Origin of the sequence: Actibacterium sp. MT2.3-13A, from assembly GCF_018139985.1 — a bacterium.
GTDB lineage: Bacteria > Pseudomonadota > Alphaproteobacteria > Rhodobacterales > Rhodobacteraceae > JAGSOU01.
Map to the genome: position 1 here is coordinate 84973 of NZ_JAGSOU010000005.1, position 19667 is coordinate 104639.

Below are 19667 nucleotides of genomic sequence, written 5' to 3' on the forward strand. Positions count from 1 at the left end.
GGATATTATAAACGGACTCCATGACACCGCGTTTTTCCCTGACCCTCTCGCATGAGGGAATCGGCTTGCTCCACCGCACCAAGACCGGATGGAACGAGGTCGGGCATGTCGCTCTCGACGACCCCGATCTCAACGCCGCGTTGCGCGTGCTGCGCGCCACGGCCAGCGGGCTGGAGGGCGGCGGCGTGCTCAGCGAGCTGGTGCTGCCGGACAGCCAGATCCTCTATACCCGCGTGACGCCCGCCGGCGCGCTGGACGAGGCCGGCATCCGCAAGGGGCTGGAGGGGCTGACCCCCTACGCGGTGAACGAGTTGGTCTTCGACTGGGAGGCCGACGGCGACGGCGCGCTGGTCGCCGTGGTGGCGCGCGAGACGCTGGCCGAGGCCGAATCCTTCGCCGTCGAGCACCGCTTCAACCCGGTCAGCTTCACCGCCCGACCGGCGCCCGATCAGTTCCCCCGCGACCCGCTGTTCGGCCCGACCCAGGCCGCGGCCACGCTGCTGCCCGAGGACGAAAATCCCGCCCCCGCCGCCCCTACACAGACCGGCGCGCCCGAGGCACAGGAGGTCCCGGAGCCCGAGAAGGCCGCGCCGCCAGCCCCCTCGCCCGCCGCCCCTGAGACTCCATCAGCCCCGGAAAGACCGCTCATCGCGCCGCTGCCCGCGCCCGAGGATCGCCCGGCCTTCGCCACCCGGCGCGATCCCTCCCAGCCCCCCTCCGCCGCGGCGCCGGTGCCGCAAACGGCCTCGGCCAAGGCGCGGCTGACCCTCGCCCCGTCCAGAACGACCCCGCCGCCGGATCTGGCCGGCGGCAAGATCGGCGTCACCGCCCCCGAGGCGCCCGCGGTCAGCCCTCAACCGGAACGTGCCAGGGCGGGTGCCGCGAAGAAACCCGCCGCCAGGAAGGACAGCGCGAAGGCGCCCAAGGCGGAACCGCCCAAGGCGACCGCGCCCAGGGCGCCGGCGCCGGTCACGACCCGGGTGGCCGCCCCGCCGCCGAAGGCCCCCGAGGGCGATCTCGGTCTGCCCGGGCTCTTCGCGCCCGAGCCCCCCTCCTCTGGCCTGCCGAAGCTGGGGCTGGCCCTGACCGCGGCGCTGCTGCTCATCCTGCTGCTGGTGGCGCTGTGGGCGCTTTTCCTGCGCGACCCCGACGCGCCGGAAACGGCAGAGGTGACCGCGGACCCGCCCGCCGCGGCGACGCAGGCCGCCCTCGCCCCATCCGCCCCGGACGCCCCTCCCGCCGCCCCGGCCCCTGCGGCCGAGGCCGCCGCCGATACGCCGGCCCCGGCAGAGGATCTGCCGCCCGCCGAGGCCGATGCACCGCGCGACCTGAGCCCAGAGGAGCTCCAGACCCTCTATGCCGCGACCGGCATCTACCCGGTCTCCCCCGAGCCGCCCGCGGCGCCGGAACAGGACCGGGTCGATGACGTCTATATCGCCTCGCTGGACCCCAGGGTGACCGTGCAGGACGCCGTGGCGCTGCCCGCGGTGCCGGCCGAGAATCACGACGCGCGCCCGGATACGCCGGCCAGCCCCGCCGGGCCGGGCAACCGGTTCGACCTCGACGCGCGCGGCCTGGTCCGCCCCAGCCCCGAGGGCACGCTGAATCCCGATGGCGTGACCGTGTTCTCCGGCCCGCCGCGGATCACCCCGCCCGCGCGCCCCGAGACCGACACCGCCCTCGACCCCGCGGTCGCGCAAGAGGCCGCGCGGCTGGCCGCCGTTCGCCCCCGCACCCGGCCGAACGACCTGTCCGAGACGAACGAGCGTGCCAATCTCGGCGGGTTCAGCAGGGCCGAGCTGTCGGCCCGCCGCCCGTTGGCCCGCCCCGAATCGTTGCAGGAACAGGCCCTCGCCGAAGCCGAGGCCGAAGCGGAAGCCGACGGCGAGGTCGCGGACGCGGGCGCGGTCACGACCAGCGCGCTGGCCGTGGCCAGCTCGCCCAAGCCGCCAACGCGGCCCGGTGATTTCCCGACCCTGGTGGAGAAGGCCCTGGCAGAGGCGCAGGCCGCCCCCGCGCCGGCCGCCGTGGTGCCCGCGGCCGTGGTGCCGGCCGCGGTCGCGGTGGCACCGAACATTCCCTCATCGGCCTCGGTGGCCAAGCAGGCGACTTTGCCGAACGCAATCAACCTGCGCGAAATCAACCTGATCGGCATCTACGGCTCGTCTGTCGATCGGCGCGCGCTGGTGCGGCTGAAATCGGGGCGCTACGTCAAGGTGCAGGTGGGCGACCAGCTGGACGGCGGACAGGTGACCGCCATCGGCGAGGGCGAACTGCGCTACGTCCGGCGCGGGCGCAACGAGGTTCTGAAACTGCCGCAGGGCTGAGCGGGCCCTGCGCGTTCATTCGGCGGCAATCTCACCATTCTCGATCTGCTCGCGCTCGATCGATTCGAAGAGCGCCTTGAAATTGCCCTCACCGAAACCGTCATCGCCCTTGCGCTGGATGAACTCGAAAAAGATCGGCCCGATCACGGTCTTCGAGAAGACCTGCAGCAGGATCCGGGTCTCTCCGCCATTCACCACGCCCTCGCCATCGATCAGGATGCCGTGTTTCTTCATCCGCTCGATGGGCTCGTCATGGCCCTGCACGCGACGGCGGCTCATCTCGTAATAGGCATCATTGGGTCCGGGCATGAATTGCAGCCCGTTCGCGGCGATGGCGTCGGTGGCGTCGTAGATATTCTCGGTCCCTACCGCGATGTGCTGGATGCCCTCGCCGTTGTATTTCTTCAGGTAGGAGACGATCTGCCCGGTCTCGCCGCGGTCCTCGTTGATTGGAATGCGGATCTTTCCGCAGGGCGAGGTCAGCGCGCGGCTGAAAAGCCCGGTGTATCTGCCCTGGATGTCGAAAAAGCGGATCTCGTGGAAATTGAACAGGCGGCCGTAGAATTCGAACCACCTGTCCATGTTGCCCCGGAACACGTTGTGGGTCAGGTGATCGAGGTAATAGAAACCCACCCCGCGGGGATGAGCGTCGGCCACCCAGTCGAACTCGGCGTTATAGGGCGAGCTGTCGAAATACCGGTCGATGAAATAGATCAGCGAGCCGCCGATGCCACGGATCGCCGGCGCGTCCATGCATTTGCCGCCGCCCTCGTAGGGCTGGGCGCCGTTCCGCACCGCGTGCTCGAAGGCATGCTGCGCGTCCACCACGCGCCAGCCCATCGCCGACGCGCAGGGGCCATGTTCCTCGGCGAAACCGGCGGCCATCGAGCCCGGCTCGGCATTGATCAGGTAGCTGATATCGCCTTGCTGCCACAGCTCTACCGCCTTGCTCTTGTGCGTGGCGGTGTGGGCATAGCCCATTTTTGCAAAGAGATCGCGCAGCGCCTGCGGGTCGGGATGGCAGAATTCCACGAATTCGAATCCGTCCGTGCCGGCGGGGTTTTCGGCCGTGATCTCGGCGCGGGGGGCATCATGCGGGAAAGGTCCCATGCGCGTTTCCTCCTGTTCGTCGCGTTCGGCAGGAGGATAGCGCGCCCCCCGCGCGCAAGATGCGCGTTCATGTCGCCATTCCGTGGCATTTGCGCGTCATTCGCGCTAGTTTGGGAAGGTTAGCGCAGGAACCACGCATGTCACTGGACGAAACCGATGGCCGCCTGCTGGCGGCGCTGCAGAACGACGCCCGCCTCACCGCGCAGGAGTTGGGCGAGCGGCTGAACCTGTCGGCCAGCCAGGCCGGGCGGCGGCAGCGGCTGGAGGCCGAGGGTTATATCACCGGCTACGCGGCCAGGCTGGACGCAGCCCGTCTGGGCCTCGACGTGCAGGCCTTCGTGCAGGTGCAGATGGCCACCCACGCGCCGGAAGCCGCGAAAAGCTTCCAGCGCCTGCTGCGGACCCAGCCCGAGATCATCTCCGCCTGGACCCTGACCGGTGAAGCCGATTACCTGCTGCGCGTGTTCTGCGCCGATCTGCCCGCGCTGAACCGGGTGATCCACGAGGTTCTGCTGCCGCATGCCGCCGTCGCCCGGGTGCAAAGCCAGATCGTGATGAACCAGTTCAAGGCCGACGCGCCGCTGCCGACGTGATCGCGCCGGCGGGCGGCGCCTGTCCGTCAAAGGGCTGTTGTCTTTGCCCCGGCCGGCTGGTTTAGACTCGCGCCATGGAAAGCTTTCTGCTTCAGGCGACGATCTATCTGACCGCGATGCTGGTGGCGGTGCCACTGGCCGCGCGGCTGGGGCTTGGCTCAGTGCTGGGCTACCTGCTGGCGGGCATCGCCATCGGGCCGGTGCTGGGTCTGGTGGGATCTGAATCGCAGGATCTGCAACATTTCGCCGAGTTCGGCGTGGTGATCATGCTGTTCCTGATCGGGCTGGAGCTGGAGCCGCGCGCGCTGTGGGACATGCGCCATCGGCTTCTGGGGCTGGGCGGGCTGCAGATCAGCCTGACCACCGGCGCGGTGATGGCCGGAACCATGCAACTGGGGCTGGACTGGAACACCGCGCTGGCCGTCGGCCTGATCTTCGCGCTGTCCTCGACCGCGATCGTGCTCCAGACCCTCAGCGAAAAGGGGCTGATCCGCACCAGCGGAGGCCGGGCGACCTTCTCGGTGCTGCTGACGCAGGACATCGCGGTGATCCCGATGCTGGCCCTGCTGCCGTTGCTCGCGCTCCAGGCCGGCCCGTCGCTCGCGCCCGACGGCTCGATCCGGCGGGCCGGGGATGCGGGCGGGGACGCCGCGCATGGCGCCGCCGCGCCGGCACTGTCGCTGCTCGAGGGGCTGCCGGGCTGGGGTGTGACGCTGATCACGCTGGCCGCGGTCGCGGCGATCATCCTGGCCGGCCATTTCCTGACCCGGCCGCTGTTCCATTTCATCCACGGCGCGCGGCTGCGCGAGATGTTCACCGCCGTCGCCCTGATGATCGTGATCGGCATCGCCGCGCTGATGATCCTGGTCGGCCTGTCGCCGGCGCTGGGCACGTTCCTGGCCGGCGTGGTGCTGGCCAACTCGGAATTCCGCCACGATCTCGAGGCCAACCTGGAGCCGTTCAAGGGCCTGCTGCTGGGGCTGTTCTTCATGACCGTGGGCGCGGGCATCAATGTCGCGGTGCTGTTTGCCAAGCCGGTCACCATCGTCGGGCTGACGCTGGCGCTGATGATCGCCAAGGGCTTGATCCTTTACCTTCTGGGCAGCCTGTTCCGGCTGCGGGGGCGCAACCGCTGGCTGTTCACGCTGGGGCTGGCGCAGGCGGGCGAGTTCGGCTTTGTGCTGGTCAGCTTCTCGCTGAAGACCCATGTGCTGACCGCGGGGTTGGGGCAGACTCTGCTGCTGGTGATCGCGCTGTCGATGCTGATGACGCCGCTGTTCTTCATCCTCTACGAGGTGCTTTCGCGCCGGACGAAGGAGGTGCCCGAAGCGCGCGAGGCCGACCTGATCGACGAACAGCAACCGATCATCATCGCCGGAATGGGTCGGTTCGGGCAGGTGGTGAACCGGATGTTGCAGATGTCGGGGTTCCGGGCCACGGTGCTGGACCACGACCTCGCCACGATCGAGCTGATGCGCCGGTTCGGCTTCAAGGCGTTCTTCGGCGATCCGACCCGGCCGGAGTTGCTGCATGCCGCGGGGTTGGCCGAGGCGCGGGTCCTGGTGGTCGCGCTCGACGACAAGGACGCCTCCACGCGGCTGGTGCGCTACGCGCGGCGCGAACGCCCCGACCTGCATATCGTGGCCCGCGCGCGCGACCGGATGCATGTTTACGAGCTCTACCGCGCGGGCGCCGACGACATCGTGCGCGAGATGTTCGACAGCTCCCTGCGCGCCGGCCGCTATGTGCTGGAGAACATGGGCCTCACCGATTTCGAGGCGAACGAGATGGAGACCGCCTTCTACAAGCACGACCGGCAGGTGCTGCGCGAACTGGCCGAGCTGTGGAAGCCCGGCGTGCCGCTGGACCAGAACGACGCCTATGTCGAGCGCGCGCGCCAGCTGAACAAGGAGCTGGAAACCGCGCTGGCCACGCGCGCCGCAAAGGCAGAGAAAGAGCCTGCGGACAGGCCCGCGGAGGGCTGAAGTCAGGCCGATCCCTGCACGCCTCGGCGCGGCCCTCGGCCGGGGATCCGGAACTGCGGGCAGGCGCTGCCCCGCGTGAACGCCGGGCGGAAAGTTCGATCGTCGTGCCCGACCGGGGGACGGCCCCCTACCCGAAATGCGGGGCAACGCGCCATGCGGCGCTGTCCCAAACAGGAACAGCCGCAGCGGCGGGCGCTGCGGCTGTTTTCCGGCGAAGGGCGGCGATCACGCGGCGCGCGACACCAGCACCTCGTCCACCTGTTTCTGGGCCTTGACCTCGTCCATGCCCGCCACGGCGGCCACTTCGCGGGTCAGACGCTCCAGCGCGGCCTCGTAGAGCTGACGCTCCGAATAGCTCTGTTCGCGCTGATCGTCGGTGCGGTGCAGGTCGCGCACCACCTCGGCGATCGAGATCAGGTCGCCCGAGTTGATCTTCTGCTCATACTCCTGGGCACGGCGCGACCACATGGCGCGCTTGACCTTGGCCTTGCCCTTCAGCGTGGTCATCGCCTTTTCCACCACGTCGGGCGAGCTGAGCGAGCGCATGCCGACCTCGGTCGCCTTGTTGGTGGGAACGCGCAGGGTCATCTTGTCCTTCTCGAAGGAGATGACGAACAGCTCCAGCGCGATGCCGGCGATTTCCTGCTCCTCGATCGACACGATCTGGCCCACGCCATGCGCGGGGTAAACGACGTAGTCATTGGGGCGGAATTCGGATTTCTTGGTTTTACTCATATAGCTTCACTTCCTCGCACGAGCCCTTGACGAGACAGAGATACTTTTCCTGCCCGGAACGGGAATGATCCGGCAGGCTGTCGTATCTGGCGCTGAAAAGCCACACCGCAGGCGAGCATCGCTGCGCGTGGTTGTCAGGTCTAAACGGCACTTTATCGGATGCATATATAGCAAAAAACGCGGGGCTTTTGAAGTGCCGCGCCGCAGAACCCGCGGCAACCCCGTATTTTAAGGGGAATCTTTCCCGTCCGGGCGCGGCGCGGCGGGCGCGGCGGCGCGGCGGGGACCGAATCGGGGCTCAGCCGCCCTCGCCCGGCTTCTCCGAGAAATACTTCTCCAGCTTGCCGTCTTCGCCGTCGCGTGCCTCGGCCTCGGGCAGTTGGTCCTTCTTGGAGATGATCACCGGCCACATTTCGGAATACTTGCGGTTGAACTCCACCCATTTCTCCATGTCCGGCTCGGTGTCGGGTCGGATGGCGTCGGCGGGGCATTCGGGCTCGCACACGCCGCAATCGATGCACTCGTCGGGATGGATGACCAGCATGTTCTCGCCTTCGTAGAAACAGTCGACCGGGCAGACCTCCACGCAGTCGGTGTATTTGCAGGCGATGCAGTTCTCGATCACGACATACGTCATGCGGTGGCCCTCGTTCCTCTTGGCTTGGCCGATTAGCTAGACCAGCCCGATGGATCATTCAAGCGGCGACGTTTTGAAAAGATGATTCTGTCGTCTTTCTTTCTTCGTCGGCCGCCCCTTGCCCTCATATCGTGGCGCGGGCGGGTCGCTGTCCTTGATCGGAGTCAAGTCCTGGTAAAGCATTCTGGCCTCGGGCGCGGGGCCGCGCCGCTCGCCCGGCGCGAGGATGCGCACGACACGAATTTCGCGGCCCTGCAGAAAGGTCAGGGTATCGCCCGGCCCCACCTTGTGGGCCGGTTTCGCGGTTTTGACGCCGTTGACCCGGACATGGCCGCCCGAGACCACCTTGGCCGCCAGCGTGCGCGTCTTGAAGAACCGCGCCTGCCACAGCCACTTGTCGAGGCGGATCAGCGGGCGGGGTTCTTCAGCTGTCACTTACTTGCGGTCCTTCAGCCCCATCAGCGCGGCGGCGAAGGGGTTGTCGGGGTCGATGGCCTTTTCCTTGCGGGGCGGGCGCGCCTGGAAGGAGCGGGGCTTGCCGCCGGCGCCGGCCTCTTCCGGGGCGCGCTTGCCCTTGCCCTTGGGCTTGCCGCGGCCCTTGCCCTGCGGGCGCTCGCCGCGGTCCTGGCGCGGCTTGCCCGGACGGCGCGGCGCCCAGGTGAAGGTGTAGAAGACCTCGATCTCGGGCTCGGACGCGCCCGGTTCCGATGCCTCCGGCGCCTCGGCCGTCTCGGCGGCCGCCTCGGCAGCGGGCTCGGGCGCGGGTTCGGCGGCAGGCGCGGCCTCTTCGGCCTCCGGTTGCCCGGCGACCTCCGCAGTGGGGGCCTCCTCCGCGGCAGGCGCCTCGGCGGCTTCCGGCGCGGGTTTGACCTTGGGCCGCTCGCCGCGCTCGGCCTTGTAGCCCAGCCCCTGCATCAGGTCGGCGAACTGTTCCAGCGTCATGCCGGTGATCGACAGCATGTCCGCCGTCGACTCGAAGCCGCCCCGGCTGTCCTGCCCGCGCAGCATGTCGGCCAGGCGCTCCAACATGTCGATGCGGATCGCGCGCTGGCCCGCGCGGCGATAACCCGAAAGCGTGTAGTAGCCGTCCGGCACATCGCCGATCGCGGGGATGGTGACCAGCCCCGGCGGCGGGCTTTCGGGGAATTCCTGCAGGCCCTGCGCGAGCGACCACAGCACCAGCCGCAGCCGGGTCGGCGCCGGCTTCAGCAGCAGCGGCAGGAAGATCGTGAATTGGCCGAAGCGCACGCCGTGCTTGCGCAGCAGGCCGCGCGCCTCCTGGTCGAGGTCCTTGACCTCCGTGGCCACATCGTCACGCGGGATGACGCCCATCCCCTCGATCAGGCGGAAGGCGAAGCCACGCGCCATGCCGGCCAGCGCCTCGTCGCGCTGCATGTTCAGCAGCGGCTCGAACAGGGTGGCGACCTTGCGGTCGATGAAATGCTGCAGCCGGCGCTTGACCTTCTCGGTCACGTCGACGCCCGCCTCGTCATCGACGAAGGCCTCGACCTGCGGTTTCAGCGGCTCGGCCCCCGGGACCAGCTTGCCCACGGCATGCTCGCCCCACATCAGCCCGCCCTGCTCGGTGAAATCGAGCTCGGTATCGGGGGCATTGTAGAACCGGTCGGCGCGCAGGTGGAATTCCGGCTTCAGCGCGGCCAGGCTGGCCGAGCGCAGGGTCTTGGCCTCGTCCGGCCCGCTGCTGGAATCCTGACGGAAGCGGAACCCTTCCAGACGGCCGACGAACTCGCCCTCGACCGTCACTTCACCCTTTTCGTTCACGTCGGCCACAAGGCCCTCCTTCTGCTTCAACCGGCGCAGCAGCACAGAGGTGCGCCGGTCAACAAATCTCTTGGTCAGCGCGCCGTGCAGCGCATCCGACAGCCGATCTTCTACAGCGCGGGTGGCCCCGCGCCAATGGCTTTCATCGTCCACCCAGCCCTTGCGCTGCGCGACATAGGTCCATGTACGGATATAGGCCAGCCGTTTGGACAGCGTGTCAATGTCGCCATCCGTCCGGTCGAGGCGCTTGACCTGGCGCGCGAGCCAGTCGTCGGGCACCCGCCCCTCCTGCAGGAAGCCGAAGATCCGCTCCAGCATCCCGGCATGTTCGGCCTGGCTGATGCCGCGGAAATCGGGGATGCGGCAGACATCCCACAACAGCCGCGTGTCAGCGGGGTGCACCAGCCGGTCGCGCAGATCGGGCTGGCCGGTCAGCGCCTTCAGCGCGTGCAGGTCGTCGGCCTCGCGCGCGCGGGTCAGCCATTCGCTGTCGGTGCCGCGTTCGAGCGAGGCGATCAGCCGCTCGGGGGTGCCGAACTCCAGATCGCCGTTGCGCCATTGCAGCTTGCGGATGGGGGCGAAGCGGTGGGCGGTGATCGCCTCCACCACCTCGTCGTCCAGCGGCCGCGCCTCGCCGGTCACGCCGAAGCTGCCGGGCATGGTGTGGCGCCCGGCGCGGCCGGCGATCTGGGCCAGTTCGTTCGGGGCCAGTTCGCGCATGCGGCGGCCGTCGAACTTGCGCAGGCCGGAAAACGCCACATGCTTGATGTCGAGGTTCAGCCCCATCCCGATGGCGTCGGTCGCCACCAGGTAATCCACGTCGCCGTTCTGGTAGAGATCCACCTGCGCGTTGCGGGTGCGCGGCGAGAGCGCCCCCATCACCACCGCGCAGCCGCCCTTCTGCCGGCGGATCAGTTCGGCGATGGCATAGACGTTATCGACCGAGAAGCCGACGATGGCGGCGCGCGGCGGCATGCGGCTGATCTTCTTCGAGCCCGAATAGATCAGCTCGGAAAATCGCTCGCGCCGCATGAACTGCGCCTTGGGCACCAGCGCCGCGATGGCGTTGCGCATGGTGTCGGAGCCGAGGAAAAGCGTCTCGTGCAGGCCACGCGCGTGCAGCAGACGGTCGGTGAAGACATGGCCGCGCTCGGGGTCGGCGCAGAGCTGGATCTCGTCCACGGCCAGGAAATCGGCGCCGATGCCGGTGGGCATCGCCTCAACCGTGCAGACCCAGTATTGCGCCCGCTCGGGCACGATGCGCTCCTCGCCGGTGACCAGCGCCACCACCGAGGGGCCGCGCAGGCTGACGATGCGGTCATAGACCTCGCGCGCCAGCAGGCGCAGCGGCAGGCCGATCACGCCGGTGCGGTGCGCCAGCATCCGCTCGATCGCGTAATGCGTCTTGCCGGTATTGGTCGGCCCGAGGACCGCGGTGACCCGCGATTGCGCAAGCATACGGCTGTCTCTCCGCCCGGATTAAAGGGTCGTGCCGGAGAGTTCTTTCTCCAGACGCTCGATGGCCCCTTTTAGGTCGGGCTCGTTGGGATGTATAGCGCGCGCGGCGCGATAGGCCTCCAGCGCGCGGCCGGGCTGGCCCATCTCCTCGAAGATCGTGCCGAGCCCGATCAGCGCGCCGAAATGGCGCGGGTTCAGCGTCAGCGCGCGGGCGATATCCTGCATAGCGGGGCCGAACAGCCCCTGCCGGTAATAGGCGGTGGCGCGTGCGTTGAAGCCTTCGGCGAAATCGGGGGCGTGGTCGGTCAGCGCGGTCAGATGCTCGACCGCGGCATCCAGGTCGTCCGCCTCCATCGCCTCGCGCCCGCGCTGCAGCAGCAGGTCCATCGCGGACGAGCCGGATTTTGACCATTCCATCCAGATTTCCTGCTCGACCACCCGCCAGTTGGCCAGCCCGTCCTGCGCAAGCTGCGCGAACAGGTCGTCCAGTCGGCCGGATTCGGCCGCCGGGGCCGGCAGCGAAAACGTGTATGTGACGGCAAATGCCGCCACGGTATGATTGAGAAATCTGGTGAGTCCGCTCATATCGGGTTCAAATGTAGTGCATCGGCCGGCAAATGCGAGAGCCCACCGGCCAGAATCGGAGGAAGACCCATGAGCGACGTGATCGCGGCCGCGGTTGCCGCGCTGAGCGATAAGATCGACGGCGGACTCGACGGCTCGGCCAAATTCGTGATCACCGACGAGGGCAGCATCATCGTCGATGCCGACGGCGTGCGCGCCAGCGACGACGAGGCCGACGTGACCCTCACCGCGGATCTGGACACGTTCCGCGCGATGTTGGAGGGCGAGCTCAACCCCACCGCCGCCTTCATGACCGGCAGGCTCAGCGTCGATGGCGACATGGGCATGGCGATGAAGCTGGGCGCAGCCCTCGCCTGACCGCGATGCTCGACGCGCCTCTCTTCCACGATCTCGCCGACGGCCCGGCTAAAGGATCGGCCTACTGGCTGACGGCCGGGGACGGGCGGCGCCTGCGAATCGGGGTCTGGCCCGAGGGCGAGCGCGGCACGGTGCTGCTTTTCCCGGGGCGCACCGAATACGTCGAGAAATACGGCCGCGCCGCGCGCGATCTGCGCGCGCGCGGCTTTGCCACGGTGGTGGTGGACTGGCGCGGACAGGGGCTGGCCGACCGGCTGCTGCCCGACCGCGCGGTGGGCTTCGTCGAGAGATTCACCGACTACCAGCACGACGTGGCCGCGGTGGTGACGGCGCTGCCCGCGCTGGCCCTGCCCCGGCCGCTTTTCCTGCTCTCGCATTCGATGGGCGGCTGCATCGGGCTGCGCGCGATCATGACCGGGCTGAAGGTGGAGGCGGCCTGTTTCTCGGGCCCGATGTGGGACATCGAGCTTCCGGCGCTGATGCGTCCGGCGGCCTGGGCCCTCACCTATGCCAGCCGCAAGGTCGGGCTGGGAGCGCGCTACGCGCCGGGTTCCAGCGGGCAGGCGGCCTATCCCGAGACCGCCCCCTTCGACGGCAACGAGCTGACCACCGACCGCGAGATGTATGCCTGGATGCGCCGCCAGACCGAGGCCGAGCCCGCGCTGTCGCTGGGCGGGCCGAGCCTGCACTGGGTGCACGAGGCGCTGTGCGAGATCCGCGCCCTGCGCCCCCTTCCCTCGCCCGCGCTGCCGGCGCTGACCTTCGTGGGCAGCGACGAGACCATCGTCGCCCCCGCCGCGATCGAGGAACGCATGGCGCGCTGGCCCGGCGGTGTGCTGAACCGAGTCGCGGGCGCGCGCCACGAGGTGATGATGGAAACGCCCGAGCGGCGGGCGCTTTTCTTCGACACCGTGGCCGCCTTCTTCGACGCGGCCGGCAGCAAGGTGCCGTCCCGGGCCACGGCCTGACCGGCCGCCTTTCCCGCCAAGCCCGCGCCGCGCCGGGCCGTCAGCGCACCCGGTGCGCCGGCGCCAGCCGGCCGGCGAAGTGGTCGAGGATGTTCTGCGCCGCCATCAGCCCCATCTGGCGATAGCCCGCCGGACTCATGGCCCCGGCATGGGGCGTCAGCAGCGCGTTGTCGAGCTGCGCCAGCGGGCTGTCCGCCGGCAGCGGCTCGGTCTCGAAGACATCGAGGCCGATGCCACCCAGCCGCGGCGCGGCCTGCACCAGGGCATCTTCGTCGATGATGCCGCCGCGCCCGGTATTGAGCACGAAGGCCCCCGCGGGCAGCAGCGCCAGTTCCCCGGCCCCGATCAGCCCGCGCGTGCCGGGGACGAGCGGCAGGTGCAGGCTCAGCACCTCGGCCCGCGGCAGCGCCGCGCGCAGGTCGCGCACCACCGGAAAACCCGCCTCCGCCGCGTCCAGGCTGCGGTGCCAGACCGTGACCTGCATCCCGAAGGCAGCGCAGAGCGCAGCCACCCGCCGCCCGATGGCGCCGAAGCCCGCCACCAGCACCCGCCGCCCGGCGAGATCCACCGGCGCCAGCGTCTCGATCCCGGCGAAGCCGTTGCGCGCCACGCGGTCCATCGCGCACGCCTGCCGGGTCAGCGCGAGCAGCATCATCATCGTGTGCTCGGCCACGGGCTGGGCATTGGCGCCCGGCGTGTTGGAGACCGCGACACCGCGCGCGGCGGCCGCGGCGAGGTCGATATTGTCGACCCCGACCCCGTGCTTGGAGATGATCCGCAGCCCCGGCGCCTGTTCGATCGTCCCCGCCGAAAGGGGCGCGATCCGCACCAGCCAGGCGTCGGCCCCGGACATGGCACGGGCGCGGGCCCCGTCCGAAAGCTGCCAGCCGCGCGCGATCTGCCAGCCGGCGCCCGCCAACAGCGTCTCGGCGTCGGCGTGGATGGGTTCAGTCAGGAATACGGTTCGCATCGGGGCCTCCCTTTTCCTTTCGCATAGCGCATTGGCCGAAACTGTCCATGCCTCCGGCAGGAGTATTTTCGCCAAGAAGAAGGCCGCGGGCGCCTTGATGTGACCGGGCGGGAGGGCCTATGTCTGGCAGGACCGCAGACAGAGGATTGCAGATGAATTTTTCGCCCCGCCCCGTCTTCGACGCCAATGCCAGTGCCGGCGACGCCCTCGGCAACCTGCCGGAATGGAACCTTGACGACCTTTACACCGGCACAGACGCGCCGGAACTTGCCCGCGACATGGCGTGGCTGGAAAAGGCCTGCGCCGAGTTCGCCGCCGATTACCAGGGCAAGCTGGCCACGCTGGACGCCGGAGGCATGCTCGACTGCGTGAAACGCTACGAGCGGATCGACGTGGTGGGTGGGCGCATCATGTCCTTCGCGGGGCTGCGCTATTATCAGAACACCACCGACGGGTCGCGCGCCAAGTTCCTCAGCGACTGCCAGGACCGGATCACCAATTTTACCACGCCGCTGGTGTTCTTCTCGCTGGAGATCAACCGCATCGAGGACGCGGATCTCGCCGCTCTGTTCGCCGCCAATGCCGATCTGGCGCGCTACAAGCCGGCATTCGACCGGCTGCGCAAGATGCGCCCGCATCAGCTGTCGGACGAGCTGGAGACCTTCCTGCACGACCAGTCGGTGGTGGGCGCCAGCGCCTGGAACAAGCTGTTCGACGAGACCATCGCGGGGCTCAGCTTCGACGTGGACGGCGAGGAGCTGGGCATCGAGGCCACGCTGAACCTGCTGACCGATCAGGACCGCGTGAAGCGCGAGGCGGGCGCGCGCGCGCTGGCCGAGGTGTTCGGCGAGAACGTCAAGCTTTTCGCCCGCGTGCACAACACCCTGGCCAAGGAAAAGGAGGTCGAGGACCGCTGGCGCAAGATGCCCAGCCCCCAGGCCGGCCGGCACCTGGCCAATGACGTGGAGCCCGAGGTGGTCGAGGCGCTGCGCGACGCGGTGGTGGCGGCCTATCCGAAGCTGTCGCATCGCTATTACGCGCTGAAGGCCAAGTGGCTGGGGCTGGACACGCTGGAAGTCTGGGACCGCAACGCGCCCCTGCCCATCGAGGAGCAGAAGATCGTCGGCTGGGAACAGGCCCGGAAGACGGTTCTGGACGCCTATGCAGATTTCGACCCGCGCATGGCCGAGATCGCCGAACCCTTCTTCACCAGGGGCTGGATCGACGCGGGCGTGAAGCCCGGCAAGGCGCCCGGCGCCTTTGCCCACCCCACGGTGGTGGACGTGCATCCCTATGTGATGCTCAACTACCTGGGCAAGCCGCGCGACGTGATGACGCTCGCGCATGAACTGGGCCATGGCGTGCACCAGGTTCTGGCCGCGGGCCAGGGCGAATTGCTGGCCTCCACCCCGCTGACGCTGGCCGAGACGGCCTCCGTCTTCGGCGAGATGCTGACCTTCCGCAAGCTGCTGGACAACGCCAGGACCGAGGCCGAGCGCAAGACGCTGCTGGTCGGCAAGGTCGAGGACATGATCAACACCGTGGTGCGCCAGATCGCCTTCTACGATTTCGAGTGCAAGCTGCACGACGCGCGCCGCGAGGGGGAACTGACGCCGGAGGACATCAACGCGCTGTGGATGTCGGTGCAGGCACAATCTCTGGGCCCGGTGTTCAACTTCATGGAGGGCTACGAGACCTTCTGGGCCTATATCCCGCATTTCGTCCACTCGCCCTTCTACGTCTACGCCTATGCCTTCGGCGACGGGCTGGTGAACGCGCTCTACGCGGTCTACGCGGAGGGCGGCGCGGATTTCCAGGAGAAGTATTTCGACATGCTCAGGGCCGGCGGATCGAAGCACCACAAGGAGCTTCTCGCGCCCTTCGGCCTGGATGCCACGGACCCTAAGTTCTGGGACAAGGGCCTGAGCATGATCTCAGGGCTGATCGACGAGTTGGAGGCGATGGAGGGCTGAGGCCCTCCATCCTCACTTCCACTCGGACCAGGGAAACGGCTTTTCCTCGCTCGCGCCGGTCAGGAAACGGCCGGTGATGGCCAGCCAATTGCCCAGTTTTTCGCCGAACTGGGCAATGGCGCTGTTCTTCTCCCGGGAGAAGAGCAGCCAGCCGAATTGCAGCACGGCACAGACGAAGAGCACGATCTCCGCGACCCTGAGCAGGATCAGCAGGATCAGCATCCACGCCCCACGCAGCCAGGGGGAGGTCTGCCTGTAGCTTTCCTCGGTCATCTCAATCGCCCTCCTGTTCGGCGTTTCAGAGCATTGCCAAGTCCGCGAAATGGCCGGGCAGATCATGGACCGAAACATGCGTCAGGTCCTTGTCGAGATCGCCGCTCAGCGCATCGTCCAGCGGCGCTTCGAGCCGGACGCGCAGCACGCCCAGCATCTTGGGCGGGGCGGCCATGAGAAGGCGATTATAGCTGTTGTCCGCCCAGAGCTTGGCGGCGGTTTTCACGATCTCTGCCGCAAAGAGGTTGCGCGCATGCTCTTCCTCGCTGGTCGGGCGCTCGAACTTGTGGCGCGCCGTGCCCGACGAGGCCTGCGATCGTCCGGGGAAATCGGAATAGCCCTCTTCGGGCGCCTCCTTGATCACCTTGACCTCCTGCAGGCCCTCACCGTTGCCGGTGTTTTCCAGGAAACGCGCCACCCCGTCATTGGCGATGATCACCATCGTGCGAACAGATTTCATAAAGACCTCCCTGTGCGTTATCTGCGGCGATTATTCCACCACCGGGCGGCGCGCACTTTGACCCATCGCAAATGGCGGAGCGGATTTGCCGCGCGCCGGCGGCGGCCCGCCGGGCCTGGCCCCCCATGTCCCCCGTGCCGCAGCGCCGCGCCAAACGCACAAGAGCCCGCCGGGGGCGGGCTCTTGTCGGTGCTTCCGTTCCGGCCCGGCGCGGGCCGTGGCTCAGACCGGGGTCAGCATCCCCTTTTCGCGGGCCAGTTCCTTCATCCGCTTCTGCAGCTTCTCGAAGGCGCGCACCTCGATCTGGCGGATACGCTCGCGGCTGACGTCGTAGACCCCGGACAGGTCCTCCAGCGTCACCGGCTGATCCTGCAGGCGGCGCTGGACGAGGATGTCCTTCTCGCGGTCGTTCAGAACGTCCATCGCCTCGGCCAGCATCTCGCGGCGGCTTTCCAGCTCGTCCTTCTCGGCATAGGCCTCGGCCTGGTCGGCGTCCTCGTCCTCAAGCCAGTCCTGCCACTGGGTGGCGGTGTCGCCGTCGCTGCCCACGGTGGCGTTGAGCGAGGCGTCGCCCCCCGACAGGCGGCGGTTCATCGCGATGACCTCGTCCTCGGAGACGTTGAGGTCATGCGCGATGCGTTCGACATGCTCGGGCGTCATGTCGCCCTCTTCCAGCGCGCCGATGCGCGCCTTGGCCTTGCGCAGGTTGAAGAACAGCTTTTTCTGAGCGCTGGTCGTGCCCAGCTTCACCAGCGACCACGAGCGCAGGATATATTCCTGGATCGAAGCGCGGATCCACCACATCGCATAGGTCGCCAGGCGGAAGCCCTTTTCCGGATCGAAGCGTTTCACCGCCTGCATCAGGCCGACGTTGGCCTCCGAGATGACCTCGGCCTGCGGCAGGCCGTAGCCGCGGTAGCCCATGGCGATCTTGGCGGCCAGACGCAGGTGGCTGGTCACCATCCTGTGCGCGGCTTCGGTGTCCTGATGATCGACCCAGCGCTTGGCCAGCATGTATTCCTCTTCCGGCTCCAGAAGCGGGAATTTGCGGATTTCCTGCAGATAGCGGTTCAGGCCCTGTTCCGGGCTCGGTGCGGGAAGGTTTGCATAAGTGTTCATGGGTTGCCCCTCTGCTCCCTGAAGTCGCTCACGATATGGGAAACTGAACCGTTCGGTTCAAGACCCCGTGCGCCGTCACGCCCCTCAATTGGCCCGAAAACTGTCGAAACGCCATTAATTTATCACGATTTCACGGGTTTGTGCACCGTGTTTCAGCCGCCCGTCTCCCCGCGCAGAGCGGCGATCAGCGCCACCATGTCAGCGGGCAGAGGCGCCTCGAAGGCCATCTCCTCGCCGGTCTCGGGATGGGTGAAGCCCAGCGTGGCGGCGTGCAGCGCCTGGCGCGGGAAGGCGGCCGCGGCGCGGATGGCCGCCGCGCCCAGCGCGACCTCGGACAGCTTGCGCCGCCCGCCATAGGTCTGGTCCCCGATCAGCCCGAAACCGGCATAGGCCATGTGCACCCGGATCTGGTGCGTGCGCCCGGTTTCCAGCCAGCAATCCAGCAGCGACGCCGCGCCGGGGGTGCCGAATACCTCCTCGACCCGCGCGCGGGTAACCGCATGGCGCCCGCCCGACCACAGCACCGCCTGTTTCTGCCGGTCGGTCTTGTGCCGGGCAAGCTGCGTGGTGATCTTCAGGATATTTCCGGGCTCGAAACTCACACCGCGCAGCCCGCGCAGACGCGGATCGCCGGCCTCCGGCACGCCATGCACCACGGCCTTGTAATGCCGGGTGGCGGTGTGTTTCTCGAACTGCGCGGCGAGGGCGGCATGGGCCTTGTCGGTCTTGGCCACCACCAGCAGGCCGGAGGTGTCCTTGTCGATGCGGTGCACGATGCCGGGGCGCTTCTCGCCGCCGATACCCGACAGGCTGTCGGCGCAGTGATGCAGCAGCGCGTTGACCAGCGTGCCGCCCGGGCTGCCCGGCGCGGGATGCACCACCATGCCCACGGGCTTGTTCACCACGATCAGCGAATCATCCTCATAAACCACGTCCAGCGGGATGGCCTCGGGGCGGGTCTCCACCTCCTCGGCCTCGGCGAAGGCGATCTCCAGCACCTCCCCCTCGGCCACGCGGGCGCGCGGATCGTCCAGCACCACGCCGCGGCGCGACACGCCGCCCGCCGCGATCAGCTTGGCCAGCCGCGAGCGCGACAGCCCCTCATCCTCTGGCACGTCGCGCGAAAGCGCTTTATCAAGGCGGGCGGGCGGGTTTGGCCCGATGACCACCGAAAGGCGGCGCGTGATGGACATGGACGATGCTCCACAGCCGGTCGATGAGCCGGCCAACCTGAAATTCCTGCGCCGCCTGGTGACGGTCCTGACGGCAGTGATGATTGCCGGGGTTCTAGTGATCATCGCGCTGCTTGTCATCCGTTTGTCGGACCGCCCCGCGCCCTGGCCGGATGAGATCGCCCTGCCCGAGGGCGCCCGCGCCCAGGCCGTGACCCGCGGCAAGGGCTGGGTCGCGGTGGTGACCGAGGATCAGCGCCTGCTGATCTTCGACGCCGCGACCGGCGCGCTGGAGCAGGAGATCGCGATCACCGCGGGGCATTAGCAGGGGCTTCTAGAATCGCCCCTCCTCGCCCGGGAACACCTTGCGCGCCAGCAGCACGCGGCTGGCCGCGGTGACGAAACACAGCGCACCGAAGGCCCAGGCCAAAGGCGCGAACCACCCCGGCCACAGGCACAGCGCCACGAAAAACGCGATGGTTTCGGTGCCTTCCAGCAGCCCGCCGGTGAAATAGAGCGATTTCACTCCGCGCGCCTCGCTCGTCATCCCCTGGCGCTCGGCCAGGATGGCGAAGCCCAGGAAACTGGCGCCATTGGCGTAGAAGCTGGCCAGCAGGAACGCCCCCGCCGCGCCGTTTCCGCCCGGATCGGCCAGCACGAACCCCAACGGGATCGCGCCGTAGAAGACGAAATCGCAGGTGATGTCGAGGAAGCCGCCGAAATCGGTCTTCTGCGTGGACCTTGCGATCGCGCCGTCCAGCCCGTCTGCCAACCGGCTCAGCCCCAGCGGCAGCAGCGCCCAGCCCGGCGCGTCCAGCGCGATCAGCGCCGCCGCCAGCAGGCCGAATCCCAGTCCCGCCAGCGTCACCGCGTTGGCCGTCATCCCCGCCCGCGCGGCGCGCGCGCCCAGCCGGTTCAGCACCGGGTCGATCAGTTTGCGCATCGCGGCGTCGAGCATGGTCCCCTCCCCTGGCTGGACGCATGATGTCCGCCAAAGATCGCGCCCGGGCAAGGGCGATCACGCAGATGTTGTCTGAAGGGGGGAATGGTACCGCCTCCCCGGCTTGAACGGGGGACCTCTGGATCCACAATCCAGCGCTCTAACCAACTGAGCTAAGGCGGCACTGTTCGGGCGATTTAGCGCCCCCTCGCCGGCAATGCAA

19 protein-coding genes and 1 tRNA gene are annotated in these 19667 nt (G+C 68.2%); 7 read left to right on the forward strand and 13 right to left on the reverse strand.

All coding sequences use genetic code 11. From position 1 onward, the window contains the following. The first annotated feature begins 20 nt into the window (after positions 1 to 20). Positions 21 to 2327 (forward strand): hypothetical protein, encoded by a 2307-nt coding sequence (locus KCI33_RS06445; RefSeq protein WP_212523948.1) that lies wholly within the window; start codon positions 21 to 23, stop codon positions 2325 to 2327. Positions 2328 to 2342: 15 nt separating this feature from the next. On the opposite strand, the gene hppD is transcribed toward KCI33_RS06445, so the two are convergent. Further along, complete coding sequence (gene hppD / locus KCI33_RS06450) at positions 2343 to 3437, reverse strand: 4-hydroxyphenylpyruvate dioxygenase (RefSeq protein WP_212523949.1); 1095 nt, start codon at positions 3435 to 3437, stop codon at positions 2343 to 2345. Between the two features lie 137 nt (positions 3438 to 3574). On the opposite strand from hppD, the gene KCI33_RS06455 reads away from it, so the two are divergent. Both KCI33_RS06455 and KCI33_RS06460 read left to right on the forward strand, forming a co-directional pair. After that, positions 3575 to 4030 (forward strand): Lrp/AsnC family transcriptional regulator, encoded by a 456-nt coding sequence (locus KCI33_RS06455; protein ID WP_212523950.1) that lies wholly within the window; start codon positions 3575 to 3577, stop codon positions 4028 to 4030. Positions 4031 to 4104: 74 nt separating this feature from the next. Beyond that, on the forward strand, positions 4105 to 6015 hold the full coding sequence (locus tag KCI33_RS06460; protein WP_212523951.1) for a cation:proton antiporter: 1911 nt from the start codon (positions 4105 to 4107) through the stop codon (positions 6013 to 6015). A 225-nt stretch (positions 6016 to 6240) separates the two neighbouring features. Here the strand turns inward: KCI33_RS06460 and KCI33_RS06465 are convergent, their stop codons facing one another. From KCI33_RS06465 to KCI33_RS06485, 5 genes are all read right to left on the reverse strand, one after another. Then, positions 6241 to 6750, reverse strand: coding sequence for a CarD family transcriptional regulator (locus tag KCI33_RS06465; protein ID WP_212523952.1), 510 nt, complete (start codon positions 6748 to 6750; stop codon positions 6241 to 6243). A gap of 298 nt (positions 6751 to 7048) precedes the next feature. Then, entirely contained in the window at positions 7049 to 7387 is a 339-nt protein-coding gene (gene fdxA, locus KCI33_RS06470) for a ferredoxin FdxA (protein WP_212523953.1), read from the reverse strand. A 54-nt stretch (positions 7388 to 7441) separates the two neighbouring features. After that, complete coding sequence (locus KCI33_RS06475) at positions 7442 to 7822, reverse strand: RNA-binding S4 domain-containing protein (protein ID WP_212523954.1); 381 nt, start codon at positions 7820 to 7822, stop codon at positions 7442 to 7444. Next, positions 7823 to 10627, reverse strand: coding sequence for a helicase-related protein (locus KCI33_RS06480; RefSeq protein WP_212523955.1), 2805 nt, complete (start codon positions 10625 to 10627; stop codon positions 7823 to 7825). Positions 10628 to 10648: 21 nt separating this feature from the next. After that, positions 10649 to 11212 carry a tetratricopeptide repeat protein gene (locus KCI33_RS06485; protein WP_212523956.1) on the reverse strand — a complete coding sequence of 188 codons (564 nt, stop codon included), beginning with the start codon at positions 11210 to 11212 and terminating at the stop codon, positions 10649 to 10651. A 69-nt stretch (positions 11213 to 11281) separates the two neighbouring features. On the opposite strand from KCI33_RS06485, the gene KCI33_RS06490 reads away from it, so the two are divergent. Together KCI33_RS06490 and KCI33_RS06495 are read left to right on the forward strand one after the other, a co-directional pair. Next, a complete protein-coding gene (locus tag KCI33_RS06490; protein WP_212523957.1) occupies positions 11282 to 11569 on the forward strand; it encodes an SCP2 sterol-binding domain-containing protein in 288 nt (95 codons plus the stop codon). Positions 11570 to 11574: 5 nt separating this feature from the next. Continuing rightward, a complete protein-coding gene (locus KCI33_RS06495; protein WP_212523958.1) occupies positions 11575 to 12537 on the forward strand; it encodes an alpha/beta hydrolase in 963 nt (320 codons plus the stop codon). A 40-nt stretch (positions 12538 to 12577) separates the two neighbouring features. Here KCI33_RS06495 and KCI33_RS06500 read toward each other — a convergent pair whose 3' ends face one another. Further along, positions 12578 to 13507 (reverse strand): NAD(P)-dependent oxidoreductase, encoded by a 930-nt coding sequence (locus KCI33_RS06500; RefSeq protein WP_212523959.1) that lies wholly within the window; start codon positions 13505 to 13507, stop codon positions 12578 to 12580. 152 nt (positions 13508 to 13659) lie between these two features. On the opposite strand from KCI33_RS06500, the gene KCI33_RS06505 reads away from it, so the two are divergent. Next, a complete protein-coding gene (locus tag KCI33_RS06505) occupies positions 13660 to 15480 on the forward strand; it encodes a M3 family oligoendopeptidase (protein WP_212523960.1) in 1821 nt (606 codons plus the stop codon). Positions 15481 to 15492: 12 nt separating this feature from the next. Here the strand turns inward: KCI33_RS06505 and KCI33_RS06510 are convergent, their stop codons facing one another. The 4 genes from KCI33_RS06510 to KCI33_RS06525 form a co-directional block, all read right to left on the reverse strand. After that, a complete protein-coding gene (locus KCI33_RS06510) occupies positions 15493 to 15753 on the reverse strand; it encodes a DUF4389 domain-containing protein (RefSeq protein ID WP_212523961.1) in 261 nt (86 codons plus the stop codon). Positions 15754 to 15778: 25 nt separating this feature from the next. Further along, positions 15779 to 16213 carry a host attachment protein gene (locus KCI33_RS06515; RefSeq protein ID WP_212523962.1) on the reverse strand — a complete coding sequence of 145 codons (435 nt, stop codon included), beginning with the start codon at positions 16211 to 16213 and terminating at the stop codon, positions 15779 to 15781. Positions 16214 to 16435: 222 nt separating this feature from the next. Then, positions 16436 to 17332 carry an RNA polymerase sigma factor RpoH gene (gene rpoH / locus KCI33_RS06520; protein WP_212523963.1) on the reverse strand — a complete coding sequence of 299 codons (897 nt, stop codon included), beginning with the start codon at positions 17330 to 17332 and terminating at the stop codon, positions 16436 to 16438. Between the two features lie 152 nt (positions 17333 to 17484). Further along, the gene (locus tag KCI33_RS06525) at positions 17485 to 18525 is read right to left on the reverse strand and encodes an RluA family pseudouridine synthase (protein WP_212523964.1); all 1041 of its coding nucleotides are present in this window, start codon (positions 18523 to 18525) and stop codon (positions 17485 to 17487) included. Between KCI33_RS06525 and KCI33_RS06530 the strand changes: the two genes are divergently transcribed. Next, complete coding sequence (locus tag KCI33_RS06530; protein ID WP_212523965.1) at positions 18518 to 18829, forward strand: DUF6476 family protein; 312 nt, start codon at positions 18518 to 18520, stop codon at positions 18827 to 18829. The two genes, KCI33_RS06525 and KCI33_RS06530, sit on opposite strands and share 8 nt — an antisense overlap. Before the next feature lie 9 nt (positions 18830 to 18838). Here the strand turns inward: KCI33_RS06530 and KCI33_RS06535 are convergent, their stop codons facing one another. Continuing rightward, complete coding sequence (locus tag KCI33_RS06535; RefSeq protein ID WP_212523966.1) at positions 18839 to 19462, reverse strand: CDP-alcohol phosphatidyltransferase family protein; 624 nt, start codon at positions 19460 to 19462, stop codon at positions 18839 to 18841. An 88-nt stretch (positions 19463 to 19550) separates the two neighbouring features. Then, positions 19551 to 19627, reverse strand: a tRNA-His gene (locus tag KCI33_RS06540). Positions 19628 to 19667: the final 40 nt, after the last annotated feature.

What these genes read in the sequence shown, in the direction of transcription:
- KCI33_RS06445 (WP_212523948.1), top strand. Translation starts at nt 21, where the DNA reads ATGACACCGCGTTTTTCCCTGACCCTCTCGCATGAGGGAATCGGCTTG.
- hppD (WP_212523949.1), bottom strand. Translation starts at nt 3,437, where the DNA reads ATGGGACCTTTCCCGCATGATGCCCCCCGCGCCGAGATCACGGCCGAA.
- KCI33_RS06455 (WP_212523950.1), top strand. Translation starts at nt 3,575, where the DNA reads ATGTCACTGGACGAAACCGATGGCCGCCTGCTGGCGGCGCTGCAGAAC.
- KCI33_RS06460 (WP_212523951.1), top strand. Translation starts at nt 4,105, where the DNA reads ATGGAAAGCTTTCTGCTTCAGGCGACGATCTATCTGACCGCGATGCTG.
- KCI33_RS06465 (WP_212523952.1), bottom strand. Translation starts at nt 6,750, where the DNA reads ATGAGTAAAACCAAGAAATCCGAATTCCGCCCCAATGACTACGTCGTT.
- fdxA (WP_212523953.1), bottom strand. Translation starts at nt 7,387, where the DNA reads ATGACGTATGTCGTGATCGAGAACTGCATCGCCTGCAAATACACCGAC.
- KCI33_RS06480 (WP_212523955.1), bottom strand. Translation starts at nt 10,627, where the DNA reads ATGCTTGCGCAATCGCGGGTCACCGCGGTCCTCGGGCCGACCAATACC.
- KCI33_RS06485 (WP_212523956.1), bottom strand. Translation starts at nt 11,212, where the DNA reads ATGAGCGGACTCACCAGATTTCTCAATCATACCGTGGCGGCATTTGCC.
- KCI33_RS06490 (WP_212523957.1), top strand. Translation starts at nt 11,282, where the DNA reads ATGAGCGACGTGATCGCGGCCGCGGTTGCCGCGCTGAGCGATAAGATC.
- KCI33_RS06495 (WP_212523958.1), top strand. Translation starts at nt 11,575, where the DNA reads ATGCTCGACGCGCCTCTCTTCCACGATCTCGCCGACGGCCCGGCTAAA.
- KCI33_RS06500 (WP_212523959.1), bottom strand. Translation starts at nt 13,507, where the DNA reads ATGCGAACCGTATTCCTGACTGAACCCATCCACGCCGACGCCGAGACG.
- KCI33_RS06505 (WP_212523960.1), top strand. Translation starts at nt 13,660, where the DNA reads ATGAATTTTTCGCCCCGCCCCGTCTTCGACGCCAATGCCAGTGCCGGC.
- KCI33_RS06510 (WP_212523961.1), bottom strand. Translation starts at nt 15,753, where the DNA reads ATGACCGAGGAAAGCTACAGGCAGACCTCCCCCTGGCTGCGTGGGGCG.
- KCI33_RS06515 (WP_212523962.1), bottom strand. Translation starts at nt 16,213, where the DNA reads ATGAAATCTGTTCGCACGATGGTGATCATCGCCAATGACGGGGTGGCG.
- rpoH (WP_212523963.1), bottom strand. Translation starts at nt 17,332, where the DNA reads ATGAACACTTATGCAAACCTTCCCGCACCGAGCCCGGAACAGGGCCTG.
- KCI33_RS06530 (WP_212523965.1), top strand. Translation starts at nt 18,518, where the DNA reads ATGGACATGGACGATGCTCCACAGCCGGTCGATGAGCCGGCCAACCTG.
- KCI33_RS06525 (WP_212523964.1), bottom strand. Translation starts at nt 18,525, where the DNA reads ATGTCCATCACGCGCCGCCTTTCGGTGGTCATCGGGCCAAACCCGCCC.
- KCI33_RS06535 (WP_212523966.1), bottom strand. Translation starts at nt 19,462, where the DNA reads ATGCTCGACGCCGCGATGCGCAAACTGATCGACCCGGTGCTGAACCGG.